This window comes from Streptomyces sp. NPDC003035 (assembly GCF_042888285.1).
Taxonomy (GTDB): Bacteria; Actinomycetota; Actinomycetes; order Streptomycetales; family Streptomycetaceae; genus Streptomyces.
On the sequence record NZ_JBIAPJ010000001.1, the window covers coordinates 1351107 to 1368203 of the forward strand.

Annotated in this window: 11 protein-coding genes; 6 read left to right on the forward strand and 5 right to left on the reverse strand. The window is 72.0% G+C overall.

Annotation, left to right across the window (positions count from 1 at the left end; translation table 11 throughout):
- Positions 1-19: 19 nt before the first annotated feature.
- From ACFYV5_RS06070 to ACFYV5_RS06085, 4 genes are all read right to left on the reverse strand, one after another.
- Positions 20-2878 carry an NHLP bacteriocin export ABC transporter permease/ATPase subunit gene (locus ACFYV5_RS06070; RefSeq protein ID WP_389165100.1) on the reverse strand — a complete coding sequence of 953 codons (2859 nt, stop codon included), beginning with the start codon at positions 2876-2878 and terminating at the stop codon, positions 20-22.
- Between the two features lie 115 nt (positions 2879-2993).
- Positions 2994-5264, reverse strand: coding sequence for an NHLP family bacteriocin export ABC transporter peptidase/permease/ATPase subunit (locus ACFYV5_RS06075; RefSeq protein ID WP_389164883.1), 2271 nt, complete (start codon positions 5262-5264; stop codon positions 2994-2996).
- Entirely contained in the window at positions 5261-6067 is an 807-nt protein-coding gene (locus ACFYV5_RS06080; protein WP_389164886.1) for an HlyD family efflux transporter periplasmic adaptor subunit, read from the reverse strand. The genes ACFYV5_RS06075 and ACFYV5_RS06080 overlap by 4 nt, the downstream gene beginning before the upstream one ends.
- Before the next feature lie 113 nt (positions 6068-6180).
- A complete protein-coding gene (locus tag ACFYV5_RS06085) occupies positions 6181-6432 on the reverse strand; it encodes a hypothetical protein (protein ID WP_355109337.1) in 252 nt (83 codons plus the stop codon).
- 718 nt (positions 6433-7150) lie between these two features.
- Here ACFYV5_RS06085 and ACFYV5_RS06090 point away from each other — a divergent pair.
- The 6 genes from ACFYV5_RS06090 (at position 7151) to ACFYV5_RS06115 (ending at position 16106) form a co-directional block, all read left to right on the forward strand.
- Positions 7151-9205, forward strand: a complete 2055-nt coding sequence (locus tag ACFYV5_RS06090) for a prolyl oligopeptidase family protein (protein WP_389164889.1) — start codon at positions 7151-7153, stop codon at positions 9203-9205.
- A gap of 408 nt (positions 9206-9613) precedes the next feature.
- On the forward strand, positions 9614-11218 hold the full coding sequence (locus ACFYV5_RS06095; protein ID WP_389164892.1) for a globin domain-containing protein: 1605 nt from the start codon (positions 9614-9616) through the stop codon (positions 11216-11218).
- On the forward strand, positions 11215-12015 hold the full coding sequence (locus ACFYV5_RS06100) for a pyridoxamine 5'-phosphate oxidase family protein (RefSeq protein ID WP_389164895.1): 801 nt from the start codon (positions 11215-11217) through the stop codon (positions 12013-12015). Before ACFYV5_RS06095 ends, ACFYV5_RS06100 begins: the two co-directional genes overlap by 4 nt.
- A 460-nt stretch (positions 12016-12475) precedes the next feature.
- Positions 12476-14911, forward strand: a complete 2436-nt coding sequence (locus ACFYV5_RS06105; protein WP_389164898.1) for a polysaccharide lyase 8 family protein — start codon at positions 12476-12478, stop codon at positions 14909-14911.
- Positions 14912-14974: 63 nt separating this feature from the next.
- Positions 14975-15622, forward strand: coding sequence for a DUF998 domain-containing protein (locus ACFYV5_RS06110; RefSeq protein ID WP_389164900.1), 648 nt, complete (start codon positions 14975-14977; stop codon positions 15620-15622).
- A gap of 49 nt (positions 15623-15671) precedes the next feature.
- The gene (locus ACFYV5_RS06115) at positions 15672-16106 is read left to right on the forward strand and encodes a hypothetical protein (protein WP_389164905.1); all 435 of its coding nucleotides are present in this window, start codon (positions 15672-15674) and stop codon (positions 16104-16106) included.
- On the opposite strand, the gene ACFYV5_RS06120 is transcribed toward ACFYV5_RS06115, so the two are convergent.
- Positions 16085-17095: a MerR family transcriptional regulator gene (locus tag ACFYV5_RS06120; RefSeq protein WP_389164908.1), complete on the reverse strand. Its 1011-nt coding sequence runs from the start codon at positions 17093-17095 to the stop codon at positions 16085-16087. The genes ACFYV5_RS06115 and ACFYV5_RS06120 overlap by 22 nt on opposite strands.
- Positions 17096-17097 lie beyond the last annotated feature (2 nt).

The following is a 17097-nucleotide window of genomic DNA, read 5'->3' on the forward strand; positions in this document are numbered from 1 at the left end:
TCCTCGCGACGCGCCGGAGTCAGCGCAGCTGGCGGCGGACCAGTTCGTGGAAGAGGCCGCCCGTGTCGGCGAGCAGCTCGGCCGGCGTGCCCTGCTGCACGATCCGGCCGTCCGCCATGGCGATCACACGGTCGGCGTCCATGATCGTCGACAGACGATGGGCGATCACGACGCGGGTCGCGTGCAGAGCGCGGGTGGACTCGATCACCACGCGCTGCGCCTCGTTGTCCAGCGCGCTGGTCGCCTCGTCGAAGAAGAGGACGCGGGGCCTGCGGATGAGGGCCTGCGCGATCATGAGCCGCTGACGCTGGCCTCCCGAGATGGTGCCCCCGCCGTCGGACAGCATGGTGTGCATCCCCATCGGCATGGCCTTGATGTCCTCGGCCAGGCCCGCCATGGCGGCGGCCGCCCACACGTCCTCGAGAGGGAACGCCTCGGTGCCGCAGATGCAGTCGAGGATGGTGCCCGAGAAGGGCTGGGCGTTCTGCAGGACGACGCCGCACTGGCGGCGCACGGCCGCCTGGTCGAGCGCCGCCAGGTCCTGACCGTCGTACCGCACAGTGCCGGAAACCGGCTTGTCGAAGCCGATGAGCAGCCTCAGGAGCGTCGACTTGCCGCAGCCGCTGGCGCCCACGATCGCGACGAACTCGCCCGGCCGCACCTGAAAACTGACGTCGTCGAGGACGAGGGGACCGTCGTCGGTGTACCGGTAGGACAGGTTCTGGGCCTCGACGGCACCGCTCAGCTCGCCCGGTGGCGTGCTGGATCCCCGTACCTCCGGAGTCTCCTGGAAGACCGGCTTGACCTGCTCGAACATCGGCTGCACGGCCGCGGCCGACAGCAGCGCGCCGGTCAGCTGCGTGACCGAGGACAGCATCATCGTCACGGCGGTGCTGAAGGTGAGGAACTCGGCCGCGGACATCGAGCCCCGGGCCGGCCCGGCCAGCAGCATGAACATCACGAGGCTGCACAGCGGCAGACAGACCGCGTTGAGCACGGTCACGACGTTCTTGAGCCGGCCGACCCGCTGCTGCAGCTCCCGGGTGCGGGCGAACTGGCCGGCCCACGCCGCGTAGGCGAAGCTCTCGGCCGCGGCGACGCGCAGCTTGGGCAGGCCGCGCAAGGTCTGGAACGCCTGGTTGTTGAGCTTGTTGCCCAGCTTGATCAGCTGCCGCTGGTAGCGCAGTTGCCACAGCCCCAGACCCAGGAAGACCGCCGCGATGACGAGCAGCATGGCGAGCGCGACCAGCGCGAGCGGCACGCTGTAGACGAGCAGCAGCACCAGGTTCATCGTGCCGACGGTGCCCGCCTGGACGACGACCGGGCCGATGCCGGACAGCACCCGGCGGATGGCACTGATGCCCATGGCCGCACTGGCCAGTTCGCCGGTGGAGCGGCCGGTGAAGAACGTCGTCGGCAGCCGCAGCAGCCGGTCCCACACCGCGGGCTGCAGCGTGGCCTCGATCCGGCCCTCCATACGCAGGATGGAGACGTTCTGCATCAGCATGAACGCGGCGGACACGACGCTGGTCGCGACGATCGCGAGCGCCGTCTGCACGATGAGGCCGCTCTCGGCGTTGGGTACGTACTCGCCGAGCACCTTGCCGGTGGCGATCGGCACCAGCGAACCCAGGCCGACCGCGACAAGACCGCCCAGCAGGAGACTCCGCAGCTCCGCACGGGTGCCCCGCACGCTGAAGCGCAGGAGCGCCGGCAGGCCCAACGACCGGTCGGGCAGCGGACGGTAGAGCATGACGGCGCGTGGTGCGAACGCCGCCTCGTTGGCCCTGCCGACGCGCTCGCGCTCCCCGGTGGCCGGGTCGACGGCCTCGTACCGGCCGCGCCGCCAGAGCAGGGCGACCGGGGCCGCGTCCTGCTCGCGGTGGCCGATGAGCGGCCCGCTGTACTCCCGCCACCAGCGACCGCTGAGCCTGATGACGCGGGTACGGATCCGCGAGGCGAGCGCGATGCGTTCGACCGGGTCGAGACGGGCGGGGACGGCGCCCGCCTCGGCCGGTTCGGCGAGCGTGATGCGGGCCTCGTCGGCGACCAGACGGCACACGGCGTACGTCGCGTCGTCGCTGGCGCGGCGGTGCGCCGCCCCGCCGGAGGCCCCGGAGGAACCGGAAGCACGGGAAGCGCCGGAGCGGCCGATGGAGTCGAGGAGCGCCTGGTCCGCCTGCGTACGGGCGGCCTCGCCGGCCTCGATCCCGGCGGCCGTTCGGTCCTCGTGGGCGCGTTCGAGCTGCTCGATCCAGGTGTCCAGGGCGTACAGCAGCCGGTACTGCTGGTCGACCATGCCGTGCCACATGGTCTGGTCGACGAGCAGGGTGCCGGCGGTGTCCTCCCCGTACCCCTCGTACGCCGCGCCGTACTGCACGCTGCCCGGGGTGATCTGCATCCAGAGGATGTCGTCGTCGGCCCCGGCCCCGCCGGTGGTGGCGCGGCCGTCCAGCGGTGCCTGGTACAGCACGCGCAGACCTCGGCCGATGCCGAGCGCGAAGGCGTTCTCCAGAGGGCTCAGTTGGGGCTCGGCGGCGCCGTACTGCCCCTGCTCGCCGTACCACTGGTTCGCCGCCCACTGGTGCGTGTCCCACTGCTCCGCGTACTCCGGCCGGTACAGCTCCCGCAGCTCGACGCGGCGCAGGCGGCAGCCCTGCAGAGGGCGGCCGATCAGCGTGTGCTCCGGCCCTTCGACCGGACCGAGCAGCAGCGTGCCCGCCTCCAGCCGGCCGAGGAAGTGCCAGGGGCCGAGCTGGGCGCTGTCGACGGCGAACAGGTCCAACGCGCCGTCGACGACGAGCCAGAGCACGTGCGGGCCTTCGAGGGAGAGGCTGCGCACACCGGTGCAGTCGACCCCCGCGCCCAGCCCGCCCAGCGCCGCGACGACCGGGTCGTGGACGCCGACGCCGACCGTACCGACGGCGGCTCCGTGGTAGGGGGCGGCCGTCGCGTCGTGGCCGTCCACGGCCGGGTGGTGAGGGAACGTCACCTCAGTGCTCCTTGACCAGTTCGGCGTACGGACCCTGCGCCGCGACGAGGTACTCGTGCCGTCCGCGCTCCACGACCGTGCCCCGGTCGAGCACGACGATCTCGTCGCTGTCGCGCACCGTGCTCAGCCGGTGCGCGATGACCACGCAGGCGCAGCCGCGGCGCCGCAGGTTGTCGATGATGACCTGCTCCGTCGCCGCGTCCAGGGCGCTCGTCACCTCGTCGAGGACCATGACGCTGGGCCGGCGCACCAGCGCCCTGGCGATCTCCAGGCGCTGGCGCTGGCCGCCGGAGAAGTTGCGGCCGTCCTGCTCCACGCGGCTGTGGATGCCGCCGGGGCGCCGCGCGATCACGTCGTACACGGCGGCGTCCTCCAGCGCGGCGATCACGGCCTCGTCCGGGATGGAGGGGTCCCACAGCGCGACGTTGTCGCGGACGGTGCCCTCGAACAGGAAGACGTCCTGGTCGACGAAGGAGACGGAGGCGGCCAGCGCACTGCGCGGGATGTCTTCGAGGCGCATCCCGTCGATGCGGATGGCGCCCTCCCAGGGGGCGTAGAGGCCGGAGATCAGCCGGGAGACGGTGGACTTGCCGCTCCCGGAGCCGCCGACGAGCGCCACCTGCTGCCCGGGGCCGACCGAGAGCGAGAAGCCCTGCAGCAGCGGGGCGTCCAGGGGGCTGTAGCCGAAGGTGATGTCGTCCAGCTCCACATGACCCTTCAGGCGCCGGGTGCGGGCGGCGGGCTCGCGCCGCGTGTAGACCGGGTCGACGGGGAAGTTCTCCACGTCCTTCAGGCGGGCGACGTCGGCCGCGAAGTCCTGGATCCGCCCGGCCACGCCGTTCAGACGGGTGATCGGCGCGGTGAAGCTGGTCACCAGGGCCTGGAAGGCCACGAGCAGACCGACGGTGAGATGCCCCTCCACCGCCCGCAGCCCGCCGATCATCAGGATCACCGCGCTGTTGAGCGCGGCCAGGGTGGGTGCGACGACCGCCAGCCACGCGCTGGGCACGCCGAGCCGCTGCTGTACGTCGAGGGTGGTGGCGTGCTGCCCGGCCCAGCGCCGGAAGAAGCCGTTCTCGCCACCGGTGGCCTTCATCGTCTCGATGAGCTGGAGCCCGCTGTACGAGGTGTTCGTCAGCCGGGCACTCTCGGCGCGCAGCTTCTGGGTGTCGGTGGACCGCAGATGGATCACGATCCGCATGGCGACCACGTTGAGCAGCGCCACCGCCACGCCGACGAGGGTGAGTTGCGGATCGTACGTCCACAGCAGCACCGCGTAGAGCAGGACGACCACGGCGTCCACGCCCGCGGCGGCGAGGTCACGGGCGAGGGTCTCGGCGACCGCGTCGTTCGACTGCAGGCGCTGGACCAGGTCGGCCGGGTTGCGCTGGGCGTAGAAGGTGACGGGGAGCCTCAGCAGGTGCCGCAGGAAGCGGGCGCTGCCCAGGGTCGAGGAGATGATCCGCCCGCGCAGCAGATTCGCCTGCTGCACCGCGGTGAGCGCCGCCGTGAGGACGAGAGTGGTCGCCATCGCCGCGAAGAGCACCCCCAATAGGGAGGTCTGGCTCCCGATGAGGAACATGTCGATGTACGTACGGCTCAGCGCGGGCACCCACGCGCCGACGGCCACCAGCAGGAGGCTGGAGACCACGGCGGCGGCCATCGTTCCCGACGTACCGCGCAGGCGGGCCGGCATGGCGCTCAGGACGCCCGGCTTGCGCCCGCCCCGGCGGAAGCCCGGGCCCGGCTCGAAGGTGAGCACGATGCCGGTGAAGCTGGTGTCGAACTCCTCCATGGGCACGAACCGGCGTCCCTTGCCGGGGTCGTTGACGTACACGCCCCTGCGGCCGAAGCGCCGGCCCATGCCGTCGTAGACGACGTAGTGGTTGAACTCCCAGAACAGGATGGCCGGGGCGCTGACTTCGGCCAGGGCGGCCAGGTCCATCTGCATGCCCTTGGCCTGGAGCCCGTAACTGCGCGCCGCCTTGAGGACGTTGCTCGCCCGGGACCCGTCGCGGGAGACGCCGCAGGCGATCCGCAGCTCCTCCAGCGGGACGAAGCGGTCGTAGTGGCCGAGCACCATGGCCAGGGCGGCGGCGCCGCATTCCACCGCCTCCATCTGCAGCACGGTGGGGGTGCGGACGGTGCGGGGCTTGCGGCCCTTGGGGGCGGGTCGGTGGCGGCGCGTGGCGGGCGGGAGCCGACGGGCGGAGGAGCGAGAGCGGGCACGGGTCCGCGCCGGCTCCTGGGCCCGCTCCCTGCGCGCGCTCACGGCAGCAGCCAGTCGACGGGGCGCTGCGCGCTGAGGTGGACGGCGCCGGTGACCGGCGTACCGGAGTCGACGGAGTTCGGAGGACCGTCCGTGGAGGACCAGGAGTAGCCGGACCTGGTGGCGGAGGAGCGTTCCAGCGTCACCAGTACCGCGACCGGGTTGCCCTGCCGGGAGAACTGGGCGGCGAGCCCGCTGTCCCCGAGGAAGTTGCCGATCTGCGCCTGCGTCTGGGGCGCGCGGCCGACCGCCTTCACACGGCCGCGCAGCACTCCGTAGCGGTCCCGCGGCACGGACTGGACGCTCAGGTCGACCGAGGCTCCCACCCGGATCGCCGACGCGCCGTCGCCGGGCAGATAGAGCATGGCCACCAGCGGGTCGTCGGGATGCGTCACGCGCTCCACCGTCGCCACGTCGGCGCCGGTCGTGACGACCGAACCCATCCTGGCGAACAGCGTGGTCACCCGGCCGTCGGCGACCGCGCGCACGGGCCGGTCGCCCTGGTCCGTGCGGACGGTGAGGAGCGGCGTGCCGGCGGAGACCGGCCGGCCCTCCTCGACGAGGACGTCGGTCACCTGGCCGGCGACCGGACTCTGCAGCAGATAACTGCCCTCGGCGCGGGTGAGGATGCCGGGCGCGCTCACCTTGGACGACACGGTGCCGGTGAGCGCCCAGAAGCTCGCGGCGGCCATGACGACGACCGTGACGGCCAGCACGAGGCGGCCCTGCGGGCGCGCGAAGCGTACGGGCACGTCGAGTTCTTCGGGCGATTGCAGCTTGGAAAGTGCCTTTTGGCGGAACTGCACGGACTATTCCTTCAACTGCATTCGTTTCGGTGTGACGCGTTTCGGGGCCGACGCGGAGGAGCCCATGAACCCCGGAACCGGGGGGGTTCCGGGGTTCATGGGAGGCATTCCACTCAGAGACCGGCGATACCGGCGACGGCGGAGGTGTTGACCGAGACGCCGGTGACGCCCATGGCCAGGCCGGGGACGCCGCCCGCGAGGCCCTCGACGGCCTGCACGGTCTGCAGGGAGCCGACGGCGCCCAGAACGTTGGTGACGTCGCTGGTCGCGGCGCCGGCGAGGCCGCCGGAGACGCTGACGAGACCGCCGGAAACGGCGTCCAGCTCGGCGTCGGCGATCTCGAGGGTCTCCAGGTCGTTACGCATGATGCGCACCCTTCATTTGTTGGGGGATTCCATTCCTGCGGCGATTCGCAGGCCGAAACGCGGCCGTACTTATCGCGACTGCCGCAGCGCGGATGATCCAAGCACGCGAACGGGCTACCCGGCCAATTAGGTTGACGCTTCCACGTACGTGGTTGTGTACCTCGGACGGTAGCGGTGCAGCTAATTTCACCGAACGGTGACAGATTCTTCGCAGGATCGAGTAACAGATTCCGGGGTGCCGTCGCGCGCGGGGAATCAAACGGACAGAGCTGCAGCAGACGGGCGGGTTCCGCCTGTCGGATCGAGGAGCGATGAGGGGTGCGCGTCCAGGTCACGCGCACGATGTGCAGATTCTCGGAAGGTGCGATGATCCGATGGAGGCGGTGCGCTCATCCGGCCCCGGCGCCTACCCGATGCCGACGACGCGCGCCCGATCGGGCGGCGGTGCCTCCGGGACGTAGACCCGCCACCGTCCGGCACGGAGGCCGCTCCTCCGGCCACGGCGTCTGACCGAGCGTCAGAACCACGACCCCATCCGGCCGCGGGCGCGCCGCGAGCGCCCGTGGCGCAGCCCGCGCGCAGATCCGTACCGCTGCACGGCGCGCGAGGCGGGCAGCCGCGTCTTGATGTCCGACTGGCAGGTGAAACTCGACAACCGCTGTCGCTGAAAGTGAACGAAGCCATAAGGTGGCGCCATGGCCCGGCTGACACTCCTCCCATGACGACACCGAACGACGGCGACGACCCGTACCTGTGGCTGGAAGAGATCGAGGGCGAGACCGCGCTCGAGTGGGTCGCCGCGCGGAACGCCGAGACCGCGGCCGCGCTGGTCGCCGACCCGGGCTTCGCCGCCCTGAAGGAGCGCCTGCGCGAGGTGCTGGACGCGTCGGACCGTATCCCCTACACCGTCCGCCGCGGGGCGTTCCTCTACAACTTCTGGCGGGACGCCGAGCACGTGCGCGGCGTGTGGCGGCGTACGACGCTGGAGCAGTACCGCAAGGACGCACCTGAGTGGGACGTGCTGCTCGACCTCGACGCGCTCGCGGCCGCGGAGGACGAGAAGTGGGTGTGGGCCGGGGCGCGGGTGCGTCACCCCGACCACGACCTGGCGCTGGTGTGTCTGTCGCGCGACGGCGGAGACGCCGTCGTGGTCCGCGAGTTCGACCTCGCCACGCGCGCCTTCGTCGAGGGCGGCTTCCGCGTGCCGGAGGCGAAGACACGGATCGGCTGGATCGACGCCGACACCGTCTTCATCGGCACGGACCTCGGGCCGGGCTCGCTGACCGACGCCGGCTATCCGCGCACGGTCCGCCGCTGGCGGCGCGGCACGCCCTTGGAGGAGGCCGAGACGGTCTTCGAGGCCGAGGCGGGCGACGTCTCGGCCTCCGGCTGGCGCGACACCACGCCCGGTTTCGAGCGGGACTTCGTCGCCCGCTCCCTGGACTTCTTCTGCGGCGAGACGTACCTCCTCACCCCCGACGGCACGCTCGTACGCATCGACGTCCCCGACGACGCCGACGCCTATGTCCACCGCCGGCATCTGATCGTCAGCCTGAAGTCCAACTGGCTCGGCGAGCCCACGGGCTCCCTGCTGGCGTTCGACTTCGACGCCTTCCTGGCGGGCGACCGCACCGCGACGGTGCTGTTCACCCCCGACGAGCGGACCGCGCCGGCCGGACACTCGTGGACCCGCCACCATCTGATCCTGGAGACGATGCGCGACGTCAGCACGTGCGTCGAGGTCCTCACCCCCGCGGCCGACGGCGCCTGGACGCGCTCGCCGCTCGCCGACGTTCCGGCCCTGTCCGCGGTCTCCGTGGTCGACACGGACCCGGACGTCTCCGACGAGTACTTCCTGGACGTGTCGGGGTTCCTGCAGCCCTCCACCCTCCACCGCGGGCAGATCGGCGGCGACACGGAGATCCTCAAGCAGGCGCCCGCCCGGTTCGACGCGACCGGTCTGACGGTACGGCAGTTCTTCGCGGTCTCCCCGGACGGCACACGCGTGCCTTACTTCGTCATCGGCCCCGAGCGTGACTCCACCGGGCCCGACCCCGGCCCCGACCGTGCCGTCACCGGACCAGGTCCCGCCCTGCTCTACGGCTACGGGGGCTTCGAGGTGTCCCTCACCCCCTTCTACGGCGCCGTGACCGGCCGGGCCTGGCTGGAGCGCGGCGGCACCTACGTGATCGCGAACATCCGGGGCGGCGGCGAGTACGGCCCGGACTGGCACCAGGCCGCGCGCGGCGCACACCGGCCGCGCGCCTTCGAGGATTTCGCGGCCGTGGCCCGGGACCTCGTCGCGCGGGGCATCACCACCCCGGCCATGCTGGGCGCGGAGGGGGGCAGCAACGGCGGCCTGCTGATGGGCGCGATGCTCACCCGCTACCCGGAGCTGTTCGGCGCGATCGTCGCCCAGGTGCCGCTGCTGGACATGCTGCGCTTCCACAAGCTCCTCGCCGGCGCGTCCTGGATCGCCGAGTACGGCAATCCGGACGACGAGGCCGACCTCCCGCACCTCCGTGCGCTCTCGCCCTACCACCAGCTCGCCGCGGACCGGGTCTATCCGCCCGTCCTCCTGATGACCTCCACCCGTGACGACCGCGTCCACCCCGGCCATGCCCGCAAGACGGCCGCGCGGCTGCGCGAGCTCGGCCACCGGGTGCTGTTCCACGAGAACGTCGGCGGCGGCCACGCGGGTGCGGGAGACAACGAACAGGCCGCCCACAACGAGGCTCTGGTCCATACCTTTCTGTGGCAACACCTCACGTGAAGGAACGGTGAAGGGCTCGCGCGCGCCCTGTGAGGAGTTCGGATTGGCTACCTGATTTCCGTCGGTGAATTCCTCATAAGCGCCTGGCGAACGCCTTGTCGTATCACTCGAACTCATCGGTAACTCACGACGAAGACCGAGTTCCTGCGCCTGTGCACGGCGCTGACCAGCCAGAACTCAAGGGCATGGGGTTGCTCGAAGATCCCGTTCATGGATTCGTGCGGCCGGGGTATGGTCGATCCCGTTCGAACACCCGCGTGTCCGTCGCGTACCAAGTGCGGTGTATACCACCGGATTTGAAGGGATGGGGTAAATCGCCGGGAATTCCGATAGGGAGAGGGAAAACGGGGCAGACTCGGACCCCGCGTACGAAGACCGACCGAAAGAAGTTCGAGGCGAGGCGAACCAATGGATGCTCCGACCACCACGTCGGCCGACGGCGACAGGTCCGGCGACGGCACCGGCGGCGGCAGTCGGGACGCGGGCTGGTTCGGTCGAAGCCCACAGCACCACCGGGAAGGACCCCGGGACGCGGAGGGCCGAATACCCAGCCGCCCGGTCACACCGATACGCCCGGTGGGCAGCGGTACGGACCGGAGCCGTACGGCGAGCGAAGCACCGGCCCAGGCACCGGCGCCCGACCGGAATCGGGCGCAGACAACGACATCGGAACGGGTGCCGGCCCAGGCCCAGGCCCCCGAGCCGGCTGCGGCCCCGGCGTCAGGACGGGTACCGGCACAGGCCCACGGTGTCCACGGTCCCGAGCCCGCCCCGGCTCCCGCGCCCCAGCGAGCCCAGACCCCGGCGCCCCAGCCCACCCCGGCCCCCGCGCCCCAGCGCGCCCAGACCCCGGCGCCCCAGCCCACCCCGGCCCCCGCGCCCGAGGACATGTCCGACGCCGCTCTCCTGCGCCGCACCATGGCCGAGATCGAGCCGATCGCCGACAAGGTCACCTCGCACTTCTACGCCCTGCTCTTCCTCCAGCATCCTGACCTGCGCTCCCTCTTCCCAGCGGCGATGGATGCCCAGCGCGACCGCCTCTTCAGGGCGCTGCTCACCGCCGCGACCCACGCGGAGGACACCGAGACCCTGACCACGTACCTCTCCCACCTCGGCCGCGGACACCGGAAGTACGGCACCCTTCCCGAGCACTACCCGGCCGTCGGCGAATGCCTCATCGGTGCCCTCTCCCGCTACGCCCCGCAGAGCTGGGGTCCGCGCACCGAGGCCGCCTGGGTCAGCGCCTACACCACGATCTCCCAGATCATGATCGACGCGGCGGCCGAGGACGAGCTGCGCGCCCCCGCGTGGTGGCAGGCGGAGGTGGTCTCCCATGAGATGCGTACGCCGGACATCGCGGTCGTGACGGTCCGCCCCGACCAGCCCTATCCCTTCCTCGCCGGTCAGTACACCGCCCTGGAGACGCCCTGGTGGCCGCGCGTCTGGCGGCACTACTCCTTCGCCTCCGCGCCCCGCTCCGACGGACTGCTCTCCTTCCACGTCAAGGCCGTGCCGGCGGGCTGGGTCTCCAACGCCCTCGTGCACCGCGCCCGTCCGGGCCATGTGATCCGCCTCGGCGCCCCCGCCGGATCCATGACCGTGGACCACAGCACCCACAACGGGCTGCTGTGCCTCGGCGGCGGCACCGGCATCGCGCCCATCAAGGCCCTGGTCGAGGACGTGGCCCAGCATGGCCGCCGCCGTTCCGTCCAGGTCTTCTACGGAGCGCGCCGCGACCACGACCTGTACGACATCGAGACCATGCTCCGCCTGCAGCAGTCGCACCCGTGGCTCTCGGTCCGTCCGGTCGTCGACGACGGTCCCGGCGGCAGCCTGGGCGCCCGGCTCCCGGAGGCCGTGTGCGAGTACGGCCCCTGGCACACCTACGACGCGTACCTGTCCGGCCCGCCCGGCATGATCCGCCGCGGCGTCGACACCCTGGTGGGCATGGGCATCCCCACCCACCGCATACGGCACGACTCCATCGAGGAACTGGTCGGGGCAAGGAATTGAGCACATTCGAACAGACCGGGCACCGGCAGGCGACGCCGCTGCGCACCATCCGCCCGGGGAGTGACGGCGAACATCTGGTCCAGCAGCGCACGGGCACCACCGAGCGCGCCGACAAGTTCTACGCCGAGCAGGTTCTCGACCGGCTCAACACCCGGATGCGGGAGTTCGCGGCGCGACAGGAGATGTTCTTCCTGGCGACCGCCGACCGGCACGGCGAGTGCGACAACACTTTCCGCGCCGGCCCGCCCGGCTTCCTCCACGTCCTGGACGACCGGACCCTGGCCTACCCCGAGTACCGGGGCAACGGCGTCCAGGCCAGCCTCGGCAACATCGAGGAGAACCCCCACGTCGGCATCCTGATGATGGACTTCCTCCAGGACCGCATCGGGCTCCACGTCAACGGCAGGGCGCGGGTCGTGGCCGACGACGAGATGCGCCGCGTCCACGCCGGGCTCGCGTACGACCCGGTGCCCGGCCGCCGGGCCCAGGTGTGGGTGGAGGTCACCGTGGAGGAGGCATACATCCACTGCGCCAAGCACATCCCGCACCTGCAGAAGGTGCCCCGGCACGGCTCCGGCCGCGCGTGGGGAACGGACGACGTCAAGCGCAAGGGCGGCGACTTCTTCGGAGCCGCCGCGGAGGCGCCGGAGCGCGGCCCGTTCCTGCCGCCGCCCCGCGCGGACGCGGCGACTTGGCGGGCGGAGGCGGAGAAGGTCCTGGAGCGGGCGGAGCAGCGCTCGGCCGAGGCGGGGAAGCAGGTGTTCAGCGGCTGGTTCAGCCGCAGCGTGACCGCTTGAGCCGGGGACCGGCCCGCGCCTGGCGGCCCGCCGTTCCCGGCCGACCAGTTCCCCGGTTCCGGCGGGGCGGCCTCCGACACGGCCGGCCGGTCCCACGGTTCCGGCGGGGCGGCCCGCCGTTCCCGGCCGGCCAGTCCCACGGTTCCGGCGGGGCGGCCTCCGTCCTGATCCAGTGCTTTCGGCCGGTGGGCCGCCGTTCTGGCCGACCTGATCCACTGCTTTCCGCCGGCCGGCCACTGTTCTGGCCAGCCAGGCTCACTGTTGCCAAGCCGACGGGCCCAGCGCTCCCGCCCGGCGGGCCCACCGTTCCCGGTCGGCCTGCGGAGCATGTGGCTCCGATTCCGGGCGCGCGCTGCGGAATCCCGGTTCTCCAGGGGGTAGCAATCGCTTTCTGTCCCGGGCATGCTGTCGGCCACAGCGCCGACCGCCGGGCGCTCTTCCCCAGGAGGTCCGCCCCGCCATGCACTCCTCCGTGCCCGCTTCCCTGCTGTCCCGACGCGGCCTGCTGCGTGCCGCCCTGGGCGCCGCCGCCGTCGCACCGCTCGCGGGGCCGCTCGCCGCGGCGCCCGCGCACGCCGCCGACGCGTACGACGCGCTGCGCGTGACGTGGCGGGACCTCATCCTCGGCACGAACGTCACTCCGACCGCCGAGCCCTTCGCCTCGAAGCTCGCCGCGCTCGGCGACACCGCCCGCGGACTGCGCTCCTCCATGGCCCGGGCGAACGGCTCGCTCTGGCCGGACCTGCCCTACGCCGACCCTGAGCCGGACACGGACGCCGAGTCGTACACGTACTCCGGGAACCTCAACACCAGTTACCACCGGCTGCGCACCCTTGCCGAGGCGTACTCCCAGCCCGCCACCGGTCTCACCGGCGACACGGCCCTACGGACCGAGATCCTCGCCGGGCTCGACCACCTCCACGACCAGGCGTACCACGCGACCCAGGCCCGCTACGGCAACTGGTACAACTGGCAGATCGGCATCCCACAGGCGCTGCTCGACATCGACGTCCTGCTGTACGGCCACCTCGGCGCGACCCGGATCGCCGAACACTGCGCCGCCGTCGACCACTTCGTCCCCGACAGCGCCGTGGCGAACTACACCGGCACGTCCACCGGCGCCAACCGGGTCGACCTGTGCCGGGTCCTCGCGCTGCGGGGCGTCGTCGGCAGATCCTCGGCGAAGCTGACCCTGGCCCGCGACGCGCTCTCGCCGGTCTTCCCGTACGTCACGAGTGGGGACGGGCTCTACGCCGACGGGAGCTTCATCCAGCACACCTACGTCCCCTACGCGGGTTCGTACGGCGCGGTCATGCTCGGCGGCCTGTCCCTGCTGTTCGCGCTGCTTCAGGGCTCGCCATGGGAGGTCACCGACGGCGGCCGGCAGGTGGTGTTCGACTCGGTGGAGAAGGCGTACGCGCCCTTCCTCTTCAACGGCCTGGCCATGGACGCCGTTTCCGGACGGGCGATCAGCCGGGGGATACAGAAGTCGGACACCCGGGGCGTCCGTCAGGACGACCATCTGCGCGGCCACTCGATCATCGCGTGCGTCGCGCTGCTCGCGCAGAGCGCGTCGGCGGCGGAGAAGGCCCGCTGGGAGGGGATGGTCAAGGGCTGGATCGCCCGCGACTACTACAGTCCGCTGCTCGCCAGCCCCGCGCTGGGCGTCGCCGCCCTCGCCCGCCTCAAGACCGTCGACGACGGCGCGGCCGAGGCGAGCCCCGAACCGTCCGGCCACCGCCTCTTCTCCGGCATGGACCGGGCCGTGCACCGCCGCGCCGGCTGGGCGGCCTCGCTCTCCATGGCGTCGAACCGGATCACGTACTACGAGAACGGCAACGGCGAGAACCTGCGCGCCTGGCACAGCGGCTCCGGAATGCTCTACTGCTGGGGCGACACCTTTGCCAACGGGCAGTACAGCGACCACTTCTGGCCGACGGTCGACCCGTACCGGCTGCCCGGCACCACCGCCTCCCGCAAGCCGCTCGCCGACGGCGAAGGCGGCACCTGGGGCGCGGCCCGGCCCGACGTGCGCTGGGTGGGCGGGACGACCGACGGCACGTACGCGGCCGTGGGCCAGTACCTCAAGGGCCTCTCCTCCACGCTCCTGGCCAAGAAGTCGTGGTTCTTCCTCGACGACGCGATCGTCTGCCTGGGCTCCGGGATCCACGGGCGCGACGGCGCGGGCGTCGAGTCGGTCGTGGAGAACCGCAACCTCGGTGAGACCGGTGCGCACGCCTTCACCGTCGACGGCACGGCCCAGCCGACCACGATCGGCTGGAGCGCCACCCTCACCGGCGCGCGGTGGGCGCACCTCGCCGGCCACGCGGGGTACGTCTTCCCCGGCGGCGCCCCCTCCTTGAAGGCCCTGCGCCAGGCCCGCACGGGCGCGTGGTCGGACATCAACAAGGGCGCCGTGAGCGATCCGGTCACCCGCCGGTACCTCACCCTCTGGTTCGACCACGGCACCGATCCGACCTGGGCCGCGTACTCCTACGTCCTGATGCCCGGCGCGAGCCAGGCACAGACGGCCGCCCGCGCGGCCGACACGAACTGGCTCACCGTCCTCGCCAACACCAAGGAGCAGCAGGGCGTACGCGTCCCCGCGCTGGGTTTCACCGGTATCAACTTCTGGCTGGGCGGCACGGTCGGTGATGTCACCGCCGGCGCCCCCGCGTCCGTGCTGATCCGGGAGTCCGGTACCACCGCCACGGTGTGCGTCTCCGGCCCCCTGCGCGACGGCGCGACGATCGACCTCACCTGGAACCGCCCCGTGTCGGCCGTGCTGTCCAAGGACGCGACGGTCCAGGTGGTGGCCACGGGCTCCGCGCTCCAGCTCCGGATCACGCCAGGAACGCTCGCCGCCACGCACAAGGCGGTGGTCAGGCTCGCGTGAAACCCGCCGCGACGCGCCTGCGTGCGCGCGGGGGAGGGGCGGGTCGGGCCCTACGGTGGGCCGATGCGACCTGTTCCCAGGTGGGCCCTCCTCTCGTCGGGGTGCGCCCCTGTCCTGTTGGCCGGGGGCTGGACGATCGCGGCCCTGCTGGAGGGCCCCGTCTACGATCCCGTGACGCAGACGATCAGCGTCCTGGCGGCCTACGGGGCCGCGGGGTTCTGGGTCATGACCGGGGCGCTGTCCGCCCTGGGCGTCTGCCATCTGCTGACCGCCTGGGGGCTGCGCCCGGCCGCACTCGCCGGACGCGTGGCACTGGCCGGCGGCGGAGTCGCGTCGCTGGCGGTGGCGTTGGTCCCGGCGCCGAGCAGTGGAGGTTCCCTGCGCCACGGTTCGGTGGCCGCGGTCGGCTTCGCGCTCCTGGCGGTATGGCCGGTGCTGGCCGCCGACCGAGGCAGTTCCGCACCATGGGGCCTCCGCCCCGCGCCCGCCTTGGCGGCGACCACGCTGATGGGGGTCGGCGCCGCTTGGTTCATGTTCGAGATGAACCGTCAGGGCGCCGCCGGCGTCGCCGAACGCCTGGTGACGTGCATCCAGTCCCTGTGGCCCTTCCTGGTCGTCGCCTCCTGCCTCCGCCGGTCCGGCGACGACGGATCGGCGTCGCCACCACCCGTCACGGACGCCGACCCGCGCGACCCCACGACACGCCCCTGATCGGCAGGTGGGAGGGTAGCGGTCGGCGTAGGGGAAGGGGGAGGCGGCCGTGGAACTGGACCGGTTGAGGGAGCTGCTGGGTGAGCCGGAGGCGTGGGGATGGGCGCGGCCGGCGCTGTGGGAAGCGTCGGAGGCACGCCTGGGGCTGACGCTGCCGTCGGACTACAAGGCGTTTCTCGATCTCTACGGACCGGGCGCCATCGACGGATACGTATGGCTGGACCGACCCGTGACGGGCAGCACGGAGGAGGCGGAGCGCCTCTGGCCACGACGCCATGCGGGTGAGCGGGACGCCGATCCGCACCCTTGGCCGTTCCACCCCGAGAAGGGCGGTCTCATCCAGTGGGGGTACGACGAACAGGACAACGCGTACTACTTCCTGCCCGTGGAGTCGGACCCTGACGACTGGCGCGTCTCCGACCACGGCAGGCTGAGGGGCCGCGGCACCCGAAGGGAGATCCGTCATCCCGCGTCGCGTAGCTGAAGAAGGTACGTCGCGGTCAGCGCGACGGCGCGGTCCTCGTCGTGCGACAACTCCACGAGGGCGCGTGTCGCCGTCGTGCCCGGGATGGACGCCAGTGCCTGGGTCAGCCGTCCGCGGGCGGGCGCTTCGGTGGCGTCGGAGGCGAGGTGGCTGACGAGCCCGGTCGCGATCCGGTCCGCCCTCGCGGTGTCGCTCGCCAGCACGCTCAGTGCGTCGGCCGCGTCGATGTCGTTCCTCCCCTCCACGATCATGTCGATGAGGGTCGGGACCGCATCGGCCTCTCCTCGTGCCCCCAGCGCCAGAGCCGCATACCCGCGGACCACGGCATCGGGGTGCGCGAGAGCCTGCCGCAGCTGGACGATGGCCTCCGCGCCGGGCATCTCGGCGAGCGACCGCACCGCACGTTCCCGTACCGCGGCCGCCGGTGAGCCGAGGCCCTCCGCCAGGAGTGCCGTGCCGCCGCTGCCGTCGCCCGATCGCGCCAGCGCCCATCGAAGGGCTCCGGCGACGTTCGGCTCCGCCTCGTCCAATACGGCCTCGACCAGCGCCTCCACCGGCACCGGGGCCTCGTCGACCGAGGCAAGGGCCGCGCGCTGGCGCGCGTCGGCGCTCTTCGACCGCAGTGCCTGCAGGAACGCGACGGTCTGGAGGACGTCCTCCCAGGCGGCGGGTTCCGCCGCATCGATCCGGCGCAGGCGTGTGAGCAACTCGGTCTCCGCCGCGATGCGTTCACGCGTCTGGCGGATGAGGTCGTCGACGAGTGCCGAGGGCGTGAAGCCGGGCTCGTCGAGCGCGCGGCCGATCTCACGCAGCGACAGGCCCAGCGACCGCAGGCTCTCGATGTGGAAGATCCGCCGGATGTCCTCGCCGGAGTACTCCCGGTAGCCGGAGCCCGTACGACCCGAAGGCCGTAGCAGGCCGAGCGACTCGTAATGCCTGAGCATGCGGGCACTGACCCCGGACCGTCGCGCCACCTCACCGATATACACGC